This window comes from Sorangium sp. So ce375 (genome assembly GCF_051473855.1).
In the GTDB taxonomy this organism is placed as follows: domain Bacteria; phylum Myxococcota_A; class Polyangia; order Polyangiales; family Polyangiaceae; genus Sorangium.
On sequence record NZ_CP150335.1, the window covers coordinates 636,616 to 654,480 of the forward strand.

The window sequence follows — 17,865 nt, forward strand, 5'->3', positions numbered from 1 at the left end:
GACGCATCCCTGGCCTGAGCCTGGATTCTCCCCAGGTGGTAGGTCAAAGGCGGTTTCCCGACATCGCCGCTGGAACTGAGTACATCCACCCGACGGCGCGCGATGATGTCACGGCGCGGCCGAGCGTACAACAGGTCTGTCGAGGACCGCTCATCGCACGAACGCCGAGCGACGGAGCCGGCGCACCGACAGGCGACTACACACGACGCGGCGCGAGCGTCGCGGCGCGAGCGTGGATGTCGGTGCTCGTCCCGGGGCGGAGCCGCGCCGCCGCGCGTCCGGGAGCGCGGCGCCGCGGCTCCGTGCACGCGCCGCCCGTGCACGGAGGGAGCGCCGGCGGGCCCGCGCCGCGCGGCGGTGGCAGGACGCGAGACACGGTGAACCCGGGACTCCGCGGAGAGGCTCTCCGCCGCCACGGTCCTCGGTGCGTGTCGAGACGCGATATCGACACGATCTTCCCCGCGCGGCGCTCGGGCGAGGACGTCTCGGTCTCTCGGGACGCGCGGACCGCCGGGGATCGTCTGCTTTCCTCGCTTGGTGGATCCGACATCTCCGATGTCGTTGTCCCGTCTCACCGAGCTTCGGTCCCGCCGTGCGGTCCAATCGTGCACAGCTGAGCTCGCGGTACACGGTTTGCTCCACGGTGCGCCCGCGGTCGCGCTGGCGATCGCACTTAGAAAGGGAACCACGAATGAAGCATTCGACTCATCTCGGGGCCTTGTTCACCGTCCTGTCCCTCGCCGCGTGCGGCGGCGAAGGTGCAGATTCCGCCCCGACGGACAGCGCCGTGAGCTCGAAGCAGCTCAGGGATCTGACGGCCGATGATGTCCAATCCGCCTGCGATTCGCTCGCGGCGAGGTTGAAGCTCACCAAGGAAGACGCCTGTGAATACATGGGCCTCGTCGCGTCCTCCACCCTGGGGCAGCCGTGCGGCACGCTGAAGGACGAGTGCGTCTCCGCGGCTGACGAGCCGGCCTCGGAGCCGGAGCACGCGGCGGATTGCATGCCTCCGACCGAGCACCGCGCCGGCTGCGCCGCCACGGTGGCCGAGTACGAGGTCTGCCTGCTCGCCCAGACGCAGCGGGTCCGGGCGCTCACGTGCGACTCTGCGCTCAGCTCGCTCGAGGCGGCTCCTCCGGAGTGCGACGCGGTGGCGCGCAAGTGCCCGCGGATCCTGGCGGCGGATGAGGGCGGAGCCGAGGACGCTGCGAGCCCCTGAACGCGGCGCCGCGGCTCGGCGCCGCCGGTGATCGGCAATCGATCATCGAACATCGCGCTCAACGCGGACGCACGGCTTGCCGCCTGAACGAATCGCCGGTAGGCACGACACGGCCCCTCAGCGGCCGTGAGCTCCCTTGTCCTACCCCTGTTTCCCTGGATCTTTTGATTCGCACCGATATTCGTGCTCGTTTGCGCCTTCCAGCCCATCTCGGCGTATGATGGGCTCCGGAGCCGGCTCGCCCGGGGAGGTTCAAGCCTCGGCGTCTCGGCTCAAGCGAAGTCGCGGCTCGCGCCGAGGGTTCGCTTGCACAGAGGAGGATTTCATGAAGATCACCAATGGTTCCGGAGTGCTCGCCCTGCTGCTGTTCGCCGCCGCGGCTGCTTGCGGCAAGGGCGAGCAGCCGGCGGAGGCGAACGCGACGGTCGAGGTGACCGCCACCGCCGAGTCGGCGATCGGCGAAGGCGCCTACGTCGAGGAGCACGAGAGCGGCAAGGCCGCCTTCAACGTCGCCGCCGACGGGAACGTCAAGGCCGCGGTCACGGGTCCGGATGGCAAGCCGATCCGCGAGGACGTCAGCGGCACGCTGCAATGGAAGGACGCGTCCGGGGAGAAGACGGTGCCGCTCACGCTCGACGCGAAGACGGGCCTCCTGGTCGCCGCCGGCCCCAAGCTCGAGGCGGACCTCACCGAGATCGGCTACACGCTCAACGTCGCCGGGAAGCCGTGGAATGGAACGCTGCACGTCCCGGCCGGCGGCACGGCCGATCTCTACGCCAACGCCAAGGCGTCGGCGGAGCTCGGGCTCCCGGAGGGAAAGCTCGGCCCGCACGGCGGGCGCATCGAGATCGTGGGCGACGACCGCCTGGAGCTCCTGGTCGACGAGGTGACCGGCGAGGTCCGCGTCTACGTGCTCGACGCCGACCTGAAGCCCATCGACATCGACGAGCGCAAGATCACGCTCGGCGTGGTGGCCGAGGCCCCGCAGGTGGTCGTCCTCGCCCCGGCGGCAGCGACCGCTGCGGTGGACGCGACCGCCGCCGCGGGGGTGACCGCGGGCGCGTACCTGACCGGCAAGCTCGCGCTCGCCGCCGATCCGCTGAAGCTGACCGTCGCGGTGCGGAAGGCGGGCCGCGTGGCCGTGGGCCTGTGCGGCTATCGGCCCGGGGTGGCGTTCGCCGTCCACGCGCGCGCCCCGCGCGTGAAGGTGCGCGTGAAGACCGACTGGGACGCGCACGTCCACGCGCTCGCGCACGCCGACCTCAAGGCGAAGGCCGACATCGACCCGAAGGTCCACGTGCACGCGGGGGCCGGCGCCGCGGCAAAGGCCAACGCGAAGGCGAACGTCAACGTCAAGGCGCCGAGCATCCGCGTGACGCCGCCGAGCGTGAACGTGCAGATCAAGGCGCCGAAGATCTCGATCCCCAAGCCGAGCTTCAAGGCGTCGGCGTCGGCGCACGCGAGCGCGGGCGCGAAGGTGGGGACGCGCTGACGCGCCCCGGCGGGAGGGGCGGGCGGCGTGGGCCGCCCGGCGAGCCCTCCCCCGACCCTCCTCCGCGGCGTCGGAGAGCGCGTCGTTGACGCGGAAGACCTCGACGAAGCGGCCGCGGCGGACCTCTCCGCCCGCGGGCGCGGTGGCGGCCGTGGTGCTCGATCCGGCGTCGGGCGCCCCGCTCCACCGGCAGGTCTACGAGGCGGTGCGCGGGGCGATCGTTGCCGGGCGGCTGCGGTCCGGGAGCAAGCTGCCTTCGACCCGGGCGCTCGCGGCCCACCTCAGCCTGTCGCGCAACACGGTGCTCGGCGCGTACGCGCAGCTCCTCTCGGAGGGGTACCTGCGCGGCCGGATCGGCTCCGGGACGTACGTCGCCGACGCGCCGCCGGAGCGCGTCCTGCTCGCCCGGCCGAGCTCCGAGCCGCAGCCAGCGCCCTCGCTGGACGGCGCTTCCCTCTCGCGGCGCGGCGCGCTCGTGGCGGGCGCGGCGTCGCCGTTCCGGCGCGCCGCCGCGCCGCACCGTCCTGCCGGCTGGGCGTTCCAGGTGGGCGTGCCCGCGTTCGACGCCTTCCCTGCCGCCGCCTGGGGCCGGCTGATGAGCCGGCGCTGGGACCGCTCGTGGCAGGCGCTCCTGCCGCGCTGCGAGCCGCAGGGGTACGCGCCGCTGCGCCGGGCGATCACCGACTACCTCGTCACCGCGAGGGGCGTGCGGTGCACGCCGGACGAGGTCATCGTGGTCAGCGGCGCCCAGCAGGCGATCTCGCTCGCTGCCGAGGTGCTGCTCGATCCCGGCGATCCGGTCTGGGTCGAGGATCCGGGCTACACTGCGGCGCGCAGCGCCCTGATCGCGGCCGGGGCGACGCCGGTGCCGGTCCCGGTGGACGGGGAGGGGCTCGACGTGGCGGCGGCCGTCCGGCGATCGAGCTCGGCGCGGCTCGCCGTCGTGACGCCGTCTCATCAGTTCCCGCTGGGCGTGACGATGAGCTTCGAGCGCCGGCGCGCGCTCCTCGACTGGGCGAGGTCGTCGGGCGGTTGGGTTTTCGAGGACGACTACGACAGCGAGTTCCGCTACGCGGGCCGGCCGCTCGCCGCCCTTCAGGGCCTGTCGCCGGGCGCGCGGGTGATCTACGCGGGGACGTTCAGCAAGGTGCTCTCGCCGTCGCTGCGGCTCGGCTACCTCGTGGTGCCGGAGGGGCTGGTCGACGCGTTCGTCGCGGCCAAGGCGCTGGCCGACGTGTCGTCGCCCTCGCTTGAGCAGGCGGTCCTGGCCGATTATATGGCCGAGGGCCACTTCGCGCGCCACGTGCGCCGCATGCGCGTGCTGTACGAGCGGCGCCAGGCCGCGCTGGTCGCGGCGGCGGAGCGAGAGCTGTCAGGGCTGCTCGAGGTCGGCCCGGCGCCCGCCGGCATGCACCTCCTCGGCTGGCTGCCGGCCGGGCGCGCGGACGGCGCTGCGGCCGAGCGCGCGGCGGCGAGCGGCGTGCGGTGCGTCGCGCTGTCCGAGCTTCGCGCGCGCTCCGCCGGACGGGGAGCCCTGCTGCTCGGCTATGCCGCGGTGCCGGAGGACGAGATCGCCGAGGGCGTGCGCCGGCTCAGGGCGGCGTTGCGCTAGCCGTGATGCGAGCACGGCGGCCTATGTCGGGCAGCCGATCCAGGCCGAGGCCGGCGCCGCGCGCTCCGCCCAGAGCGCGCGGTGGATCCACCGGATCGCCGCGAAGTGGCCCTCGTCGAGGGGTCGCGTGCCGGGTAGAGGGGGCGCCGCGGCCCGCGGCGTGGACGTCGCGGGCAGGGACCGTCACGGAGGATGAGCATGCAATCACGCATCGATTACGCGAGCGTCGCCCCCGAGCCGTACAGGGCGATGCTCGAGCTGAGCGCCTGTGTGAAGCGCAGCGCGCTGGAGAAGGGGCTGACTCACCTGGTGCTGCTCCGCGCCTCGCAGATCAACGGCTGCGCGTTCTGCATCGACATGCACTGGAAGGAGGCGCGAGCCGCCGGGGAGGGTGAGCAGCGGCTCTACGGGCTCAGCGCGTGGCGCGAAGCCCCTTATTACACGGAGCGCGAGCGGGCCGCGCTGGCGTGGACGGAGGCGGTGACCCTCGTCGCGGAAGAGCAGGTGCCCGATAGCGTCTATGAGGCCGTGCGGCCGCATTTCTCGGAGAGGGAGCTCACCGATCTCACCTGGGTTGTGGCGGTGATCAACGCATGGAACCGGGTGGCGATCGCGCTCCGGAAGCTGCCCGGGGCGCACGAGCCGGAGGCGGCGCACGCGCGCGGGAAGGTGAAGCCTGGCTGAAGCGAGTTCTTGTCAGCAGGCCTCCTCGCCGTGTGCGATCGTGTACCCGGCGAGCGGTTCTATATCGCTCACGTGTTCCATGAATGGTTCATGATCAAGCCGATCGGTTGATGGCGACCGGGGCGTGCATGGATGGGTGAAACCCTTGCCGCCCGGAGCACGGGCACGGTGGCGACGCCACCTCGCCGCCATCGATAGGCTCGCTCACCCGGGCAGCGCGCGGTAATCGATCTTTCCTGTCGTGGTCCGCGGCAGCTCATCCATTGCGAGGATCTTCTCGGGGACCATGTACGGAGGCAGCCGTTCCGCAAGGTACAGCCTGAGCGAGCGATCGTCCGCGTCCCCTGCGAGGGCGACGAAGCCGCGCAGCGTCTTGCCGAGGCGCGCGTCCTCGACGGCGATCACGGCGGCCTGGCGCACGGCGGGGTGCGACGCGAGCGCGGCCTCGACCTCGCCCGGCTCGACCCGGTAGCCCCGGATCTTCACCATCCGGTCGATGCGGCCGCGGAAGTAGAAGAGCCCGTCGGCCTTGCGCTCCACCCGGTCGCGGGTGCGGTACGGGCCGCCGTCCACGGTCGTCGGCCCCGAGACCACGAGCTCGCCCGTGCCAGGGCCCTCGATGACCCGGCCGCTCCCGTCCTCGGCGAGCAGCGCGCAGGCGGCGTAGGGGCACGCGACGCCGATCGGGACCTCGCTCGCCCCGTCGAGCGCGGCGCGGTCGACCTGGTGGAACGTGCAGACGTTCGTCTCGGTCGGGCCGTAGAGGTTGTAGAGCGCCGCGCCCGGCGCCCGCGCCGCGAGCGCCGCGAGCTCGCGCGGCGGGAACACCTCGCCGGCGAAGAGGATGGCGCGCACGGGAGGCGAGAGCGCTCCGGCCGGCGCCGGCGCGCCCGCGTCCGCCGCGGGGAGCGCCGCGACGAGCTTCATGAACATCGACGGCACGCCGTAGATGACCGTCGGCGCGAGCGCGCTCACCGCGTCGCGGAGCGCGCGGCCCGAGGCGAGATCGCGCCGCGCCATCGTCGCCAGCGTCGCGCCCGCGCGGAACGTCGCGAGGTGGTCGAACCAGGCGAGATCGAAGACGAGCTCGGCCACGCGGAGGACCCGATCCGCCGGCGTGAGCCCGACGAGGTCGATGCAGAAGGCGGTGAACGCATCGAGCCCGGCCCACGTGATGGGGACCGGCTTCGGCTCGCCCGTGCTGCCCGAGGTGTGCAGGATGCACGCGACGTCGTGCGCCCCGGCCCCGGCGTCGCCGCTGGCCTCGCGGTCGCCGCTGGTCCCGCCGTCGCCGCTGGCCCCGCCCGCGTTGGCGCGCGCCGCCCCGCGCAGCGTGCGCCCCTCGGCGTCGAGCTCCACGCGCGGCAGGCCCCCGCCGAGCTCGGCGTCGATGCCGTCCGCGAGGCCCTCGGCGGCGGCGTCGAGCACGAGCGCCCGGCACCCCCGGGCCCGCGCGATCCGCCCGAGCCGCGCGGGCGGCGCGGTTGCGTCGAGCGGGACCGCCACGGCGCCGGCCGTGAGCACCCCGACGAGCGCCACCGGCTCGTCGTGCGCCCGGCCCAGCGAGAGCAGCGCCACCCGGTCCCCCGGGCGCACGCCCGCCCCGCCGAGCGCTGTGCCGACGGCCGCCGCGCGCGCCGCGAGCTCGGCGTAGGTCACCGCAGCGCCGCGCGACGCGAGCGCGATGGCGTCGCCGCGCGCGGCCAGGTCCTCGGCGCGCAGGCGAAACGTGCCGACCATGCGGCCCCGCTAGCCCTGCGCGGCCGCGATGCGGCCGGCGACGAAGCGCGCCATGCTGTCCACGGTCGACACCGCGTCGAGATCGACCTCCTCGTCCGGGATCCTCACGCCGAAGCGCTGCTCGATGAACACGAGCACCCGCGTCAGCGACATGGAGTCGAAGCCGGACCCGCCCGCGAAGAGATCCTCGTCCAGGGCGAGCGGCGCCTTGCGCAGCAGGATCTCCTTCGCGATATGGTCGTGCAGCGCGCGCCGCACCGTGTCGAGGTCGTATGTCACCGCGGTGGTCCCTTTCCAGCCGAAGCCCGAGCGCTCAGCCGATCGCCGGCGTCGCCTTGCGGGCAAGATAGTCGATGAGGTCGATCTTGGACACGACGCCGAGCACCGTCTCCTTGTCGACGACGAGCGCGATCTTCGCGTCGCTCAGCACGCCCTTCAGGAGCTCGACCTTCGTGGCGGGCGTCACGGTCGCATAATCGCTCTCGACGAGCCCGCCGATGCTCGAGTCGAGCGTGCCGCTCCCGCTCACGAGGTGCCGGAGCAGGTCGATCTCGTGGACCATGCCGCGCAGCTTGCCGTCCCGAGTCACCGGGAGCTGGCTTATCCCGTGCGATTTCATCATGTCGATGACCTCGCGGACCCGGGCGTTCGCGTCGGCGGTGACCACCGCCCCGCTGGGCTTGACGGCGAGCAGGTCGCGCACCGTCCCGAGGCCCTTGTCCTCCTCGAGGAAGCCGTTCTCTCGCATCCAGTCGTCATTGAAGATCTTCGAGATGTACTTGGACGCGCCGTCGGGCAAGAGGACGAGGATGTTCTCCCTCTTCCCGCTCTGCCGCGCATACTTGATCGCGCCGGCGACCGCCGCGCCTGCGGAGCCGCCCACGAAGAGGCCCTCCAGGCGCACGAGGTCCCGCGTCATGAGGAAGCACTCCTTGTCGTCGACCCGGATGATCTCGTCGATGATCTCGAGGTTCATCGTGCTCGGAAAGAAATCCTCGCCGATGCCCTCGACCTTGTAAGCGAAGGGCTTCGTGATCCGCTGGGTCTTCACGTAATCGTAATAGAGCGAGCCGACCGGGTCGACGCCGACCATCTTGATTTCCGGCTTCTTCTGCTTGAGGAGCTTGCCAATGCCGCTCAGCGTGCCCCCCGTCCCCATGCCGGCGACGAAGACGTCGAGCTCGTCGCCGCACTGCTCCCAGATCTCGGGGCCGGTGGACCGGACGTGGGCCTCGGGGTTCGACGGGTTGTGGTACTGGTTCGCGTAGAAGCAGTTCGGCGTCTCGTCGGCGATGCGCTTCGCCACCTGGTAATAGCTGCGCGGGTCGTCGGGCTCGACGGCGGTCGGACAGACCACGACGCGGGCGCCATAGGCGCGCAGCGTCGCGATCTTCTCCTGCGACATCTTGTCCGGCATGACGAAGACGCACTTGTATCCGCGAATGGCCGCGACCATGGCGAGCGCGGCGCCGGTATTGCCGCTGGTCGCCTCGACGATCGTCCCGCCGGGCCTGAGCCCGTTCGCCTCGGCGTCGCGGATCATGTTCAGCGCGACCCGATCCTTGTGGCTGCCGCCCGGGTTCAGGTACTCGCACTTCACATAGATGTCGCTCGCGAGCCCCTCCGTGACCCGGTTCAGCTTGACGATCGGCGTGTCGCCGACGGCCTTCGTGATATCGCTGCGCGCGCCTCGCATCATAAGGAGACCTCTTAGCCGCCGCGCGCCACAGCGACAAGGGGAGCACGCGGGCGCGACGGCGCGTCGCGCAGCGTGCTCGCCTCCCATGATTGCCGGGCTCGGCCGCCGGCCAGCCTGTCAGAAGAAATAAAACGGAAATGGTGTTTACAATGGTCCCTGCGATCCTATCCGACGGATCGTCGTTGCGAGCTCGAATGCCCTGATGGTGGCGAGCCAGCGCTCTCCCGCGGCGAGCCTCCGGCGCGCGGCGCCGAAGCCCGGGCCACGCCGCGCCGCGGGCGCTCCGGGGCGAGCGACCCCGCGGGCGATCTAGCGCCGCGCTCCCTGTGGTAGAGTGTGAAGATGGCGTCCGAGCCGAAGGTCCACCCGAGCGCCGAGACGGCGCTCCTCAAGGTCCGCTCCAAGGAGATCGCGTTCAGCCGCTTCCGGGTGCAGGTGACCGCCGGCCCGGACGCCGGGGCGTCCCAGACGTCGGACGCGACGGAGTTCGTGATCGGCACGGCGCCCGGCAACCAGCTCATCCTGACCGACCGGGCGGTGTCGCGGCACCATTGCGTGATCACCGTCACCCCGCGGGGCTTCTTGCTCCGCGATCTCGGCAGCAAGAACGGCACGACCGTCTCCGGCTTCCGCGTCGAGGGGGCCTATCTCCAGCCGGGCGCCTCGCTCGGGGTCGGGCAGTCCACGCTCCGCTTCGAGCCGCTGGCCGAAGAGATCCGCGAGCCGCTCGGCGACGAGGAGCGGTACGGCCGGGTGCTCGGGCAGAGCGCCGTGATGCGCCGAATCTTCGGGGCGCTGCCGCGGATCGCCGCGTCGGACTCGACGGTGCTGATCGAGGGCGAGACGGGCACGGGCAAGGGCCTCCTCGCCGAGGCGATCCACGAGAGCAGCCCGCGCGCCGGGGGGCCGTTCGTCGTGATCGACTGCGGATCCATCCCGCCGACGCTGATCGAGGCCGAGCTCTTCGGGCACGCGAAGGGGGCGTTCACGGGCGCGCAGGCGGCGCGCGCCGGCGCGTTCGAGGCGGCGCGGGGCGGCACCGTGCTCCTCGACGAGATGGGCGAGCTCCCGCTCGATATGCAGCCGAAGCTCCTGCGCGTGCTCGAGGAGCGGCAGATCCGGCGCATCGGCACGATCGAGCCCACGAAGCTCGATATCCGGGTCATCGCGACGACAAACCGCGATCTCCGCCAGGAGGTGAACCGCGGGAACTTCCGGTCGGATCTCTACTACCGGCTGAACATCGTCCGCCTCCGCGTCCCCGCGCTGCGCGAGCGCCCCGACGACATCGCGCTGCTCACCGCGCACTTCTACCGGCAGCTCGCGCAGGGGCAGGACCCGAGCCCGCCGGGCGAGCTGCTCGAGTCCTTCATGCGCCAGGACTGGCCGGGCAACGTCCGCGAGCTCCGCGGCGCGGTGGAGCGCGCGGTGCTGATGATCGATCCCGCGCTGTTCCGCGAGGCCGTGATGGGCGGAGAGGGACTGGAAGACAGCTCTCCGGCGCTCCCGGCGCCCCGGGACGACGAGCTCAACCTGTCGTTCCGCGAGGCGAAGGAGCGCGCGGTGGCGCGCTGGGAGCGGACGTTCCTCACGGCGCTCGTGCGCGCGAACGGCGGCAATCTCTCGCGCGCCGCCCGCGCGGCGCGGATGGACCGCAGCCACCTGCGAGAGCTCCTTCAGCGGCACGGCGTCTCGGCGACGGAGGCGTGAAGGCCGCGCACGCCGGGGCGCCCGAGACGGCCGAGCCCGCCGGGGCGCCCGAGAGGGCGCCCCCCTTGCTGATCACTGATTGGCTTTCTGCCGGTTCTCGCCCTTGAGCTCCTTGGCCTTCCCTTCAGCGGCCATCTGCTCGTTGTCGACCAGCTTGCCGACACGGTTCTTGAGCGCGCCGGCGGCCTCCTCGAGCGCGCCCTTCGCGCGCTCCTCCGCCTTGGCGTCCTCCTTTTGAACCTTTCCACGGAGCTCCTTGGCGCGGCCCTCCGCTTCCATCTGCTCGTCGCCGAGCAGCTGGCCGAGACCCTTCTTGATCTTGCCGCCGAGCTCTTCGGCGGCCCCTTCATTGCGATCGCTTGCGTTGCTCATTGCACCCTCCTCGTGGCGGGCGTCCGCAGAGCGTCTCTGCGGCGCGCCTTCGCCGTTGACCTTGCATTGGCGACCTCTGGACGTTGCAACCGGTGCGCCATCGCGGCGCGAACGGTCTTTTCAAGGACGCGCAAGGGGGATTGGGGCAGGCTACCTCGCCCGCGCTCTGCTTCTCAGCTCGCCTGAGGCAATACGCCACGCTCCCGCCAAGCAAGCAGTCCCACGATCCGAGCGGGCCGCCCGCGCTTCTCCTGAGCACGCGCCGCGCTGCGGTCGGATTTCGCGAGGGGTACAGAGACGACAGCGCTCGGTCCCCGGCGCTCAGCTCGCCTGGGTGTCTGTGGAGAACCGGGACTCCACGGCATGGCGCGGCGCTTGCTGAACAGCCTGCATAGCAACGAGGAGCGCTTCGCTCCTCTCTGGGAGGTTCACCATGTCGTTCATTCTCTTTCTCCTGTTTGGCCTCGTCGTCGGTGCTCTGGCGCGTCTCATCGTCCCTGGACGTGAGCCGGGCGGGTGGGTCGTCTCGATGATCATCGGTGTCGTCGGCTCCTTCGTCGGCGGGCTGCTCGGCCGCATGCTCTTCATGTACCGAGAGGGTGAGCCGGCTGGCTTCTTCATGTCCCTCATCGGCGCCATCCTGCTGACCGCCGGCTATCAGGCGATCGCACGGCGCCGCTCGGTGGTATGAACGGGCCGAACGATCCTCGCTTGAGGCGCCACGCCCGCGCTCGGCCCAGCGCGCGGCATGAGGGAGCTCTCGATCCGCTGCCGCGATCTGTAACGTCCGGGATCACCTTGGACCGAGCGCAGGAGGCGCGGATGAGGCGCCGCGGCCGGTGAGGCCGCTCTCGGTCAAGGCGGCGTGGCGCGCTCCGCTTCTGTTCGGCAGGCCGGAGGGGCCCTGCTCGTCGCATGGCCCGCCCCCCGGGGCTCGTACGACGAGCAGGGCCACCTGCGGCCCGTAGCGCGGAACCGGCAGGACCGGCGAAGCGGAGCGGAACCGGGATCCGACGAGCAGAGCGCGCCTGTTTCGGCCAGCGTGGCGCCCGCCCGCCGGGTAACGCTTGACGCCGCAGGAGGCTTTGGGCTTGCTAGCGGGCTCCGCGCTTTTGCCCAAGGTCCTGGCCATGTCGTTCTCGATCCTGCCCCCGCCGATCACGCCCCTCGCCGCGATCCTGCCGTCCGAGCCGCTGCTGCTCATGGGCGCCGGTCCGGTGCCCATTCCGCAGGCGGTGGCTCAGGCGAACGGGGTCATCATCAATCACCTCGGCCCCACCATGGACCGCGTCATCCAGAACGTGAAGTACATGGCGGCCTATGCGTTCCAGACGCGCAGCGACAAGATCCTCGGCATCGCCGGGCCCGCGTCCGCGGCGATGGAGATGGCCGTGGCGAACCTGTGCTGGCCCGGGCGCAAGGTCCTTTGCCTGAAGGTGGGGACGTTCAGCGGGCGCCTCGGCGAGATGGCGCTCGGCGTGGGCGCCGACGTCACCTTCCTGGAGGGGCCGCCCGGGCGGCCCGTGACGCTCGCCGACGTGCGGGAGGCGCTGAAGAAGCAGCGCTACGACGTGGTCACGATGGCGCACGGCGAGACGTCCTGCGGCGTCCGCATGGTGGAGCTGCCGGAGATCTGCAAGCTCGCGAAGACGCAAGGCGCCCTCACGATCGTCGACGCGGTCGTCACGCTCACGGCCATGCCGGTGCACATGGACGAGTGGGGCATCGACGTCGGCGTCGTCGGCGGGCAGAAGGCGCTGTCGTCGATCCCTGGCGTCTCGGCCTGCGCGTTCTCGCAGGACGCGTGGAAGGTCGTCGAGGACCGCCCCTTGCCGCGCCCGCACTGGTGCTACGACGCCACGCGCGCGCAGCGGTTCTGGGGCTATCAGCAGTACCACTACACGGCGCCGGTGCCCGGCGTGCTCGCGCTGCACGAGGCGCTGCGCCTCGTCTGCGAGGAGACGCTCGAGCGGCGGTTCCGTCGCCATGAGATGAGCTCTCTCGCCATGCAGGCGGGCCTCGAGGCGATGGGGCTCGAGCTGTTCGCGTCGAAGGACGTGCGCCTCAACAGCGTGCTCGCCATCAAGCTGCCGACCGGCGTCGATAGCGCTCGGATCCGCGAGTACATGACCAAGGCGTTCCGCGTCGAGATCTCGGGCGCCTTCGGCCTCAACATCGTGCGTGTGGGCCAGATGGGCGAGCAGTGCCGCTCGCACAACCTGTTCAAGACGCTCTACGCCATGGGCATGAGCTTCCAGCGCGAGGGCGTGAAGCTCGACGTCGCGAAGGGCATGGCCGCGCTCGAGCAGGGGCTGGCGGGCGACCGCGATTACTTCGTGGATTAGCCCCGCTCGGCGGCGGGGGCAGGGATGGCCGGAGCTCCGCGCCGCTTCGCCGCGGCGAGGGCTTGCTCGCGGCGCTTGCCGGCGTCGATCCGGCTCCGGTGCGCGTCGAGCAGGTCGCTGCGCGTCAGGATGCCGAGCACCTTGCGGGGAGCCTGCCTGGACACGACCGGGAGCCTGCCTACGCCCTCGCTGACCATGTGATCGGCGGCTTCGCGCAGGGAGCTGTCCTCGAACACCACGGCGGGCGGCCGCCGGACCAGGTGGCGGATCGGGATGGTACCGGCCTGCTCGGTGAGCACGTCGCGCTGGGTGACCACGCCGATGAGCTCACCGCGGGCGTCCACGACCGGGAAGCCCTGGTGGCGGGAGCCCTTCCCCTGCGACAGCAGAAAGGCGCGGGCCGCCTCGACGGTGTCGTCGGCGGCGAGCGTCACGACGGGGCGCGAGGCGGCTTCACCCGCGGTGATCTGCGCCAGGTGATCGGCCGCGTACTCGGCCGGCACGCGCGCGCCGCGGCGGGCGATCTTCTCCGTCATGATGGAGTGCCGCATCAGCAGGCTGGAGATGAGGAAGGCCGCGCTGCAGCCGCCGAGCAGCGGCAGCAGCCCCATCGGCTGCCGGGTCGTCTCGAACGCGAAGACGACGGACGCGAGGAGCGCCCGGGACGCGCCCGCGAAGATCGCCGCCATCCCGACGAGCCCGGCGACGCGCGCGTCCACGCCGAGCTCGGGGAGGAGCGCGCTCGCGGCCAGGCCAAGGATCGCGCCGAGCGCGCCGCCGACGGTGAAGAGCGGCGCGAGCGTCCCGCCGGAGGTGCCGCTACCGAGCGCGATCGACCAGGAGATGAACTTCATCAGCGCGAGCGACACGAGCGCGGCGAGCGCCAGGCGGCCGCTCAGGATGTCGTCGATGTTGCTGTACCCGACGCCGAGCGTCCGCGGCGCGAAGTAGCCCACGACGCCGATCGCGACGGCGCCGATGGCCGGCCACCACATCCAGTGGAGGGGCAGGCGCTCGAACGCCTCCTCGATCGCGTAGATCGCGCGGGTCGCGCCCATCGCCGCGAGGCCGAGGACCGCGCCGAGCACGATGTAGAAGGCGAGCGCGGAGCCCGTCGGGGGCGCCACGGTGGGCATCTCGAACGCGGGCGCGGTGTGGCCCGCGGCCAGCCGCGCCGCGGTCGCCGTGGTCGCGGCGAGGGCGACGGGGATCACGGAGCGCGGGCGGTACTCGAAGAGGAGGAGCTCGATCGCGAGCAGCACGGCCGCCACCGGGCTGCCGAAGGTCGCCGACATGCCCGCCGCAGCGCCCGCGGCGAGCAGCGTCTTGCGCTCGTCCGCGGTGATCCGGAGCAGCTGCCCGACCAGCGAGCCGAACGCGCCGCCGGTCGCGATGATGGGGCCCTCCGCGCCGAACGGCCCGCCGGTGCCGATGGCGATCGCCGCGGAGAGCGGCTTGAGCAGCGTCATCCGCGGCGGGATGCGGCTCTGGTTGAACAGCACCTGCTCCATGGCCTCCGGGATGCCGTGGCCGCGGATCGCCTGGGACCCGTAGCGCGCCATCACGCCGACGATGAGCGCGCCGACGATCGGCACGACGAGGACGAGGAGGCCCAGCTGGTGATCGGCAGGCGACGCGGGGGCGGTCGACAGCCGGCCGAAGAACGCGAGGTTCGTGATGGCGGCGATGAGCGTGGTGAGCAGCTCCGCGGCGAGGAAGGCCACGCCGCCGAGCGCGATCGCGAGGCCGCTGACGAGGACGACCCGCCGGTCGACCGCGGCGCTGGGCGGTGGGACGCGGAGATCGTCGAGGGTCGGGCTCATCGAGGGGGCGACGGGGATGCTCTCGGTAACTGGTAACGGTGGGGCGTTCGATTTGGACACGTCAGGTCTTCTCCTCGCGATCTCGCGGATCGGATCCGGCGAGGGACTCCTCGCCTTCGAAGAACAGGGGTGGGGCCTCGTCGCCGGCGCCGAGCGCCCGGGCGAGGGTGGTGAGGCTCTGCGCGAGCCCCAGGCGCTCGTCGGGGGGCAGGCGGTCGATGGCGGCGACGAGCTCGGCCTGCGCGGTGCGGGGCGCGCGGCGGAGCAGCGCGCGGCCGGAAGGGGTGAGCGAGATCTCGGTCCGGCGCGCGTCCTCAGGCGAGGGGCGCCGGGTGACCAGCCCTCGCTCGGCGAGGCGCGCCACCACGACCGACACCGAGCTCTGGTGGGTCAGCGTGCGCTGCGCGAGCTCGGCGATCGAGGAGGCGGCGGCCTGATCGAGCTGCTGCAGCACGAAGAGCTGCGCGCTGCTCAGGCCGAGCTGCCGCTCGCACGCGCGCGATGAGACGCGCAGCCGCTGCACGATCGCGCGGATCGCGTCCATGACCCGCTGCGCGTCCGGTCCGCCGTGCGCGAGCCGCGCGGCGCTCTTCCGCCGGGCGGCCGATAATACATGGGCTCCCATATAATCGTGTGGGAACCTAGGCCGCGCGCCGGTCGCACGCAAGCGATCTGCGGCCCTCGAGGGGGCAGGGGCGGACAGAGGGCCGTCCGCGACGGGGTGGACGCGGGCGGCGGTGGGCGGCGGTGGGGCTTTGGGTGTGGCGTTCGGTGTGCGGCGCGCGGGCCCGGCGGGGGCGCGCCGGGCGGACCGTGCGGGCGATGCGTCGCGGGGCGTCGCCTGCGCGGGCGATCCAGGCTAAGAACCGGCCCTCCCATGACCTTCCAAGACCTCATTCTCACCCTGCAGAAGTTCTGGGCCGATCGGGGCTGCCTCATCGTGCAGCCGTACAACTCGGAGGTCGGCGCCGGCACCTTCAACCCGGCGACGTTCCTGCGCGCGCTCGGCCCCGAGCCCTGGAATGTGGCCTTCGTCGAGCCTTCCCGGCGGCCCGCGGACGGTCGTTACGGGGAGAACCCGAACCGGATGCAGCAGTTTCACCAGTTCCAGGTGATCCTCAAGCCGAGCCCGATCGACATCCAGGACCTCTACCTGGAGTCGCTGCGGGCGATCGGCACGAACCCGCTCGATCACGACGTCCGGTTCCTCGAGGACGACTGGGAGTCGCCGACGCTCGGGGCGTGGGGGCTCGGCTGGCAGGTGTGGATCGACGGGCTCGAGATCTCGCAGTTCACCTACTTCCAGCAGATCGGCGGGATCGACTGCCGCCCCGTGTCCGGCGAGCTCACCTACGGGCTCGAGCGGATCGCGATGTACCTGCAGGACAAGGACAGCATCTACGACGTCGTCTACTCGGACCGCGGCGGGAAGATCGTGCGCTACGGGGACATCTACCAGCGCGCCGAGTGGGAGTGGTCGACCTACAACTTCGAGGAGGCCGACATCGCCGAGCACTTCGCGGCGTTCGACGTGTGCGAGGCCGAGGTGAAGCGGCTGCTCTACCGGGGCGCGGATCCGGCGGCGAAGGGGGCGGCGATCGATCCGAAGAAGGCGCTGGTGCTCCCGGCCTACGATTTCGTCGTGAAGGCGGCCCACCGCTTCAACGTCCTCGACGCGCGCGGCGCGATCAGCGTCACGGAGCGGCAGCGCTTCATCGGCAGGGTCCGCGCGCTCGCGCGGTCGGTCGCCGAGACGTACGTCGCGCAGCGCGAGGCGCTCGGCTACCCGCTCCTCGGCGAGCCGCAGGCGAAGGCGGCGGAGTGAGGCGCTAGAGGCCGAGGCGGCGGGCAGCGCGCCACCGCCTCGGTCGGACTGCTGAGGCTCAGCCGGGCGGGCTGTCCGGGAGGAAGTCGCGGCGGGAGCAGAGCGCGACGAGCGGCAGCCCCGCCCCGCGGATCGCCTCCGCGCCGCCCTCGAGGCGGTCGACAAGGGCGACCACGCCGACCACCGAGGCGCCCGCGGCGCGCAGCTTCTCGACCGCCTTCAGCGTCGAGCCGCCGGTCGTGATCACGTCCTCGAGGATCGCGACGGGCATCCCGGGCGCGAGGCCGCGATCGCCCTCGACGAGGCGCCGCGAGCCGTGGTCCTTGACCTCCTTGCGCACGTAGAGCGCGGGGAGGGGGCGGCCGCGGAGGAAGCTCGTGAGCGACACCGCGCTCGCGAGGGGGCACCCCCCGAGCTCGACGCCGGCGACGGCCTCGCACCGCGGGAGCGCGTCGAGCGCCTCGAACATCAGCGAGCCGACGAGGGCGTGCCCCTCGGCGGTGAGCACCGACTGCTTGCAGTCGATGAAGAAGTCGCTCTCGCGGCCGGACGCGAGGACGACGCGCTTCTTCTCGAAGGAGCGCTCGCGCAGCAGCGCGACGAGCCGCTCGCGCTCCGAGGCGCCGGCGGCGCTCACCGGCCGCCCCGCTTGCGCAGCGAGGCCTTCGCGGCCCCCTTCCGGAGCGCGGGGACCACGGGCGGCGGCGGTCCGCCGGCGCTCTCGGCCGCCTCGGGCTCGTCGCCCTCGCCGGCGGCCGAGGCCGCCAGGTCGGCCTCCTCGTCTTCGTGAGCCAGCGCGACGCGCGGCTCGGGCGCAGGGGCGGGCCTCGCCTCGACGACCGGGGCGGGGCGCGCCGCCGGCGCGGGGCGCGCGGCGACAGGCGCAGCGCGCGGCGCAGGCCGGGCAGGCGGCGCAGGCGCGCGCTGCTCCGCGGGCGCGCGCGCCGGCCGAGCCGCCGCGGCGCGCGGCGCCGGGGCAGCGGCGGCGGCCCGCGCCGGGGCGGGGGCGGGGGCCGCGGCGAGCGGCGCGCCGGTGGTGACGTTGCCGCGCACAAGCGCGCCGGCGTGAATGCCGATCTGCGGCGCGCCGAGGTCGCCGACGACGCGCGCGCCGGGCTCGAGGATCACGGCCTCGTCGCCGGAGACGTTCCCGGCGACGGCGCCGCGGACGACCACGCGCCGCCCGCGCACGTCGCTCTGGATGAGCGCGCCCTCGCCGATGGTCACGTCGCCGGTCATGACGACGCTCCCCTCGATGCGCCCGAGGATCTCGAGATCCCCGTCGCCCTGCACGTTGCCGCGGATGGCCGTTGTCGGCCCGATCGTGGACTGGGCGGCCATCGG

Annotated in this window: 16 protein-coding genes; 8 read left to right on the forward strand and 8 right to left on the reverse strand. The window is 72.4% G+C overall.

The features are described 5' to 3' along the window. Positions 1–691 precede the first annotated feature (691 nt). The 4 genes from WME90_RS02545 (at position 692) to WME90_RS02560 (ending at position 5,007) form a co-directional block, all read left to right on the forward strand. A complete protein-coding gene (locus WME90_RS02545) occupies positions 692–1,219 on the forward strand; it encodes a hypothetical protein (RefSeq protein WP_437279452.1) in 528 nt (175 codons plus the stop codon). 325 nt (positions 1,220–1,544) lie between these two features. Continuing rightward, entirely contained in the window at positions 1,545–2,711 is a 1,167-nt protein-coding gene (locus WME90_RS02550) for a hypothetical protein (protein ID WP_437279453.1), read from the forward strand. A 142-nt stretch (positions 2,712–2,853) separates the two neighbouring features. Beyond that, positions 2,854–4,323 (forward strand): PLP-dependent aminotransferase family protein, encoded by a 1,470-nt coding sequence (locus tag WME90_RS02555; protein WP_437283550.1) that lies wholly within the window; start codon positions 2,854–2,856, stop codon positions 4,321–4,323. A 198-nt stretch (positions 4,324–4,521) separates the two neighbouring features. Continuing rightward, entirely contained in the window at positions 4,522–5,007 is a 486-nt protein-coding gene (locus WME90_RS02560; protein ID WP_437279454.1) for a carboxymuconolactone decarboxylase family protein, read from the forward strand. A 204-nt stretch (positions 5,008–5,211) separates the two neighbouring features. Here WME90_RS02560 and WME90_RS02565 read toward each other — a convergent pair whose 3' ends face one another. From WME90_RS02565 to WME90_RS02575, 3 genes are read right to left on the reverse strand one after another with little or no spacing between them, the layout of a single operon-like run. Continuing rightward, positions 5,212–6,747, reverse strand: a complete 1,536-nt coding sequence (locus WME90_RS02565; protein WP_437279455.1) for an AMP-binding protein — start codon at positions 6,745–6,747, stop codon at positions 5,212–5,214. 9 nt (positions 6,748–6,756) lie between these two features. Continuing rightward, entirely contained in the window at positions 6,757–7,026 is a 270-nt protein-coding gene (locus WME90_RS02570) for an acyl carrier protein (protein WP_272097548.1), read from the reverse strand. Positions 7,027–7,060: 34 nt separating this feature from the next. Next, entirely contained in the window at positions 7,061–8,446 is a 1,386-nt protein-coding gene (locus WME90_RS02575) for a cystathionine beta-synthase (RefSeq protein ID WP_437279456.1), read from the reverse strand. A gap of 342 nt (positions 8,447–8,788) precedes the next feature. Between WME90_RS02575 and WME90_RS02580 the strand changes: the two genes are divergently transcribed. Next, positions 8,789–10,156, forward strand: a complete 1,368-nt coding sequence (locus WME90_RS02580; protein ID WP_437279457.1) for a sigma 54-interacting transcriptional regulator — start codon at positions 8,789–8,791, stop codon at positions 10,154–10,156. 72 nt (positions 10,157–10,228) lie between these two features. Here WME90_RS02580 and WME90_RS02585 read toward each other — a convergent pair whose 3' ends face one another. Then, positions 10,229–10,528, reverse strand: coding sequence for a CsbD family protein (locus WME90_RS02585; RefSeq protein WP_437279458.1), 300 nt, complete (start codon positions 10,526–10,528; stop codon positions 10,229–10,231). Between the two features lie 433 nt (positions 10,529–10,961). Here WME90_RS02585 and WME90_RS02590 point away from each other — a divergent pair, with 433 nt between their 5' ends. Beyond that, a complete protein-coding gene (locus WME90_RS02590; protein ID WP_437279459.1) occupies positions 10,962–11,219 on the forward strand; it encodes a GlsB/YeaQ/YmgE family stress response membrane protein in 258 nt (85 codons plus the stop codon). Between the two features lie 439 nt (positions 11,220–11,658). Further along, positions 11,659–12,873: a pyridoxal-phosphate-dependent aminotransferase family protein gene (locus WME90_RS02595; RefSeq protein ID WP_437279460.1), complete on the forward strand. Its 1,215-nt coding sequence runs from the start codon at positions 11,659–11,661 to the stop codon at positions 12,871–12,873. Here WME90_RS02595 and WME90_RS02600 read toward each other — a convergent pair. Together WME90_RS02600 and WME90_RS02605 are read right to left on the reverse strand one after the other, a co-directional pair. Next, complete coding sequence (locus tag WME90_RS02600) at positions 12,870–14,696, reverse strand: chloride channel protein (protein ID WP_437279461.1); 1,827 nt, start codon at positions 14,694–14,696, stop codon at positions 12,870–12,872. The genes WME90_RS02595 and WME90_RS02600 overlap by 4 nt on opposite strands. Before the next feature lie 61 nt (positions 14,697–14,757). Then, complete coding sequence (locus WME90_RS02605; protein ID WP_437279462.1) at positions 14,758–15,321, reverse strand: MarR family winged helix-turn-helix transcriptional regulator; 564 nt, start codon at positions 15,319–15,321, stop codon at positions 14,758–14,760. 252 nt (positions 15,322–15,573) lie between these two features. On the opposite strand from WME90_RS02605, the gene glyQ reads away from it, so the two are divergent. After that, positions 15,574–16,521 (forward strand): glycine--tRNA ligase subunit alpha, encoded by a 948-nt coding sequence (gene glyQ, locus WME90_RS02610; protein ID WP_437279463.1) that lies wholly within the window; start codon positions 15,574–15,576, stop codon positions 16,519–16,521. A gap of 58 nt (positions 16,522–16,579) precedes the next feature. On the opposite strand, the gene pyrE is transcribed toward glyQ, so the two are convergent. After that, a complete protein-coding gene (gene pyrE, locus WME90_RS02615) occupies positions 16,580–17,158 on the reverse strand; it encodes an orotate phosphoribosyltransferase (protein WP_437279464.1) in 579 nt (192 codons plus the stop codon). Beyond that, positions 17,155–17,862, reverse strand: coding sequence for a bactofilin family protein (locus WME90_RS02620; protein ID WP_437279465.1), 708 nt, complete (start codon positions 17,860–17,862; stop codon positions 17,155–17,157). Before WME90_RS02620 ends, pyrE begins: the two co-directional genes overlap by 4 nt. Positions 17,863–17,865 lie beyond the last annotated feature (3 nt).

What these genes read in the sequence shown, in the direction of transcription:
- WME90_RS02560 (WP_437279454.1), top strand. Translation starts at nt 4,522, where the DNA reads ATGCAATCACGCATCGATTACGCGAGCGTCGCCCCCGAGCCGTACAGG.
- WME90_RS02580 (WP_437279457.1), top strand. Translation starts at nt 8,789, where the DNA reads ATGGCGTCCGAGCCGAAGGTCCACCCGAGCGCCGAGACGGCGCTCCTC.
- WME90_RS02605 (WP_437279462.1), bottom strand. Translation starts at nt 15,321, where the DNA reads ATGGGAGCCCATGTATTATCGGCCGCCCGGCGGAAGAGCGCCGCGCGG.
- WME90_RS02545 (WP_437279452.1), top strand. Translation starts at nt 692, where the DNA reads ATGAAGCATTCGACTCATCTCGGGGCCTTGTTCACCGTCCTGTCCCTC.
- WME90_RS02620 (WP_437279465.1), bottom strand. Translation starts at nt 17,862, where the DNA reads ATGGCCGCCCAGTCCACGATCGGGCCGACAACGGCCATCCGCGGCAAC.
- WME90_RS02595 (WP_437279460.1), top strand. Translation starts at nt 11,659, where the DNA reads ATGTCGTTCTCGATCCTGCCCCCGCCGATCACGCCCCTCGCCGCGATC.
- WME90_RS02590 (WP_437279459.1), top strand. Translation starts at nt 10,962, where the DNA reads ATGTCGTTCATTCTCTTTCTCCTGTTTGGCCTCGTCGTCGGTGCTCTG.
- WME90_RS02550 (WP_437279453.1), top strand. Translation starts at nt 1,545, where the DNA reads ATGAAGATCACCAATGGTTCCGGAGTGCTCGCCCTGCTGCTGTTCGCC.
- WME90_RS02565 (WP_437279455.1), bottom strand. Translation starts at nt 6,747, where the DNA reads ATGGTCGGCACGTTTCGCCTGCGCGCCGAGGACCTGGCCGCGCGCGGC.
- WME90_RS02575 (WP_437279456.1), bottom strand. Translation starts at nt 8,446, where the DNA reads ATGATGCGAGGCGCGCGCAGCGATATCACGAAGGCCGTCGGCGACACG.
- WME90_RS02585 (WP_437279458.1), bottom strand. Translation starts at nt 10,528, where the DNA reads ATGAGCAACGCAAGCGATCGCAATGAAGGGGCCGCCGAAGAGCTCGGC.
- glyQ (WP_437279463.1), top strand. Translation starts at nt 15,574, where the DNA reads ATGACCTTCCAAGACCTCATTCTCACCCTGCAGAAGTTCTGGGCCGAT.
- WME90_RS02600 (WP_437279461.1), bottom strand. Translation starts at nt 14,696, where the DNA reads ATGAGCCCGACCCTCGACGATCTCCGCGTCCCACCGCCCAGCGCCGCG.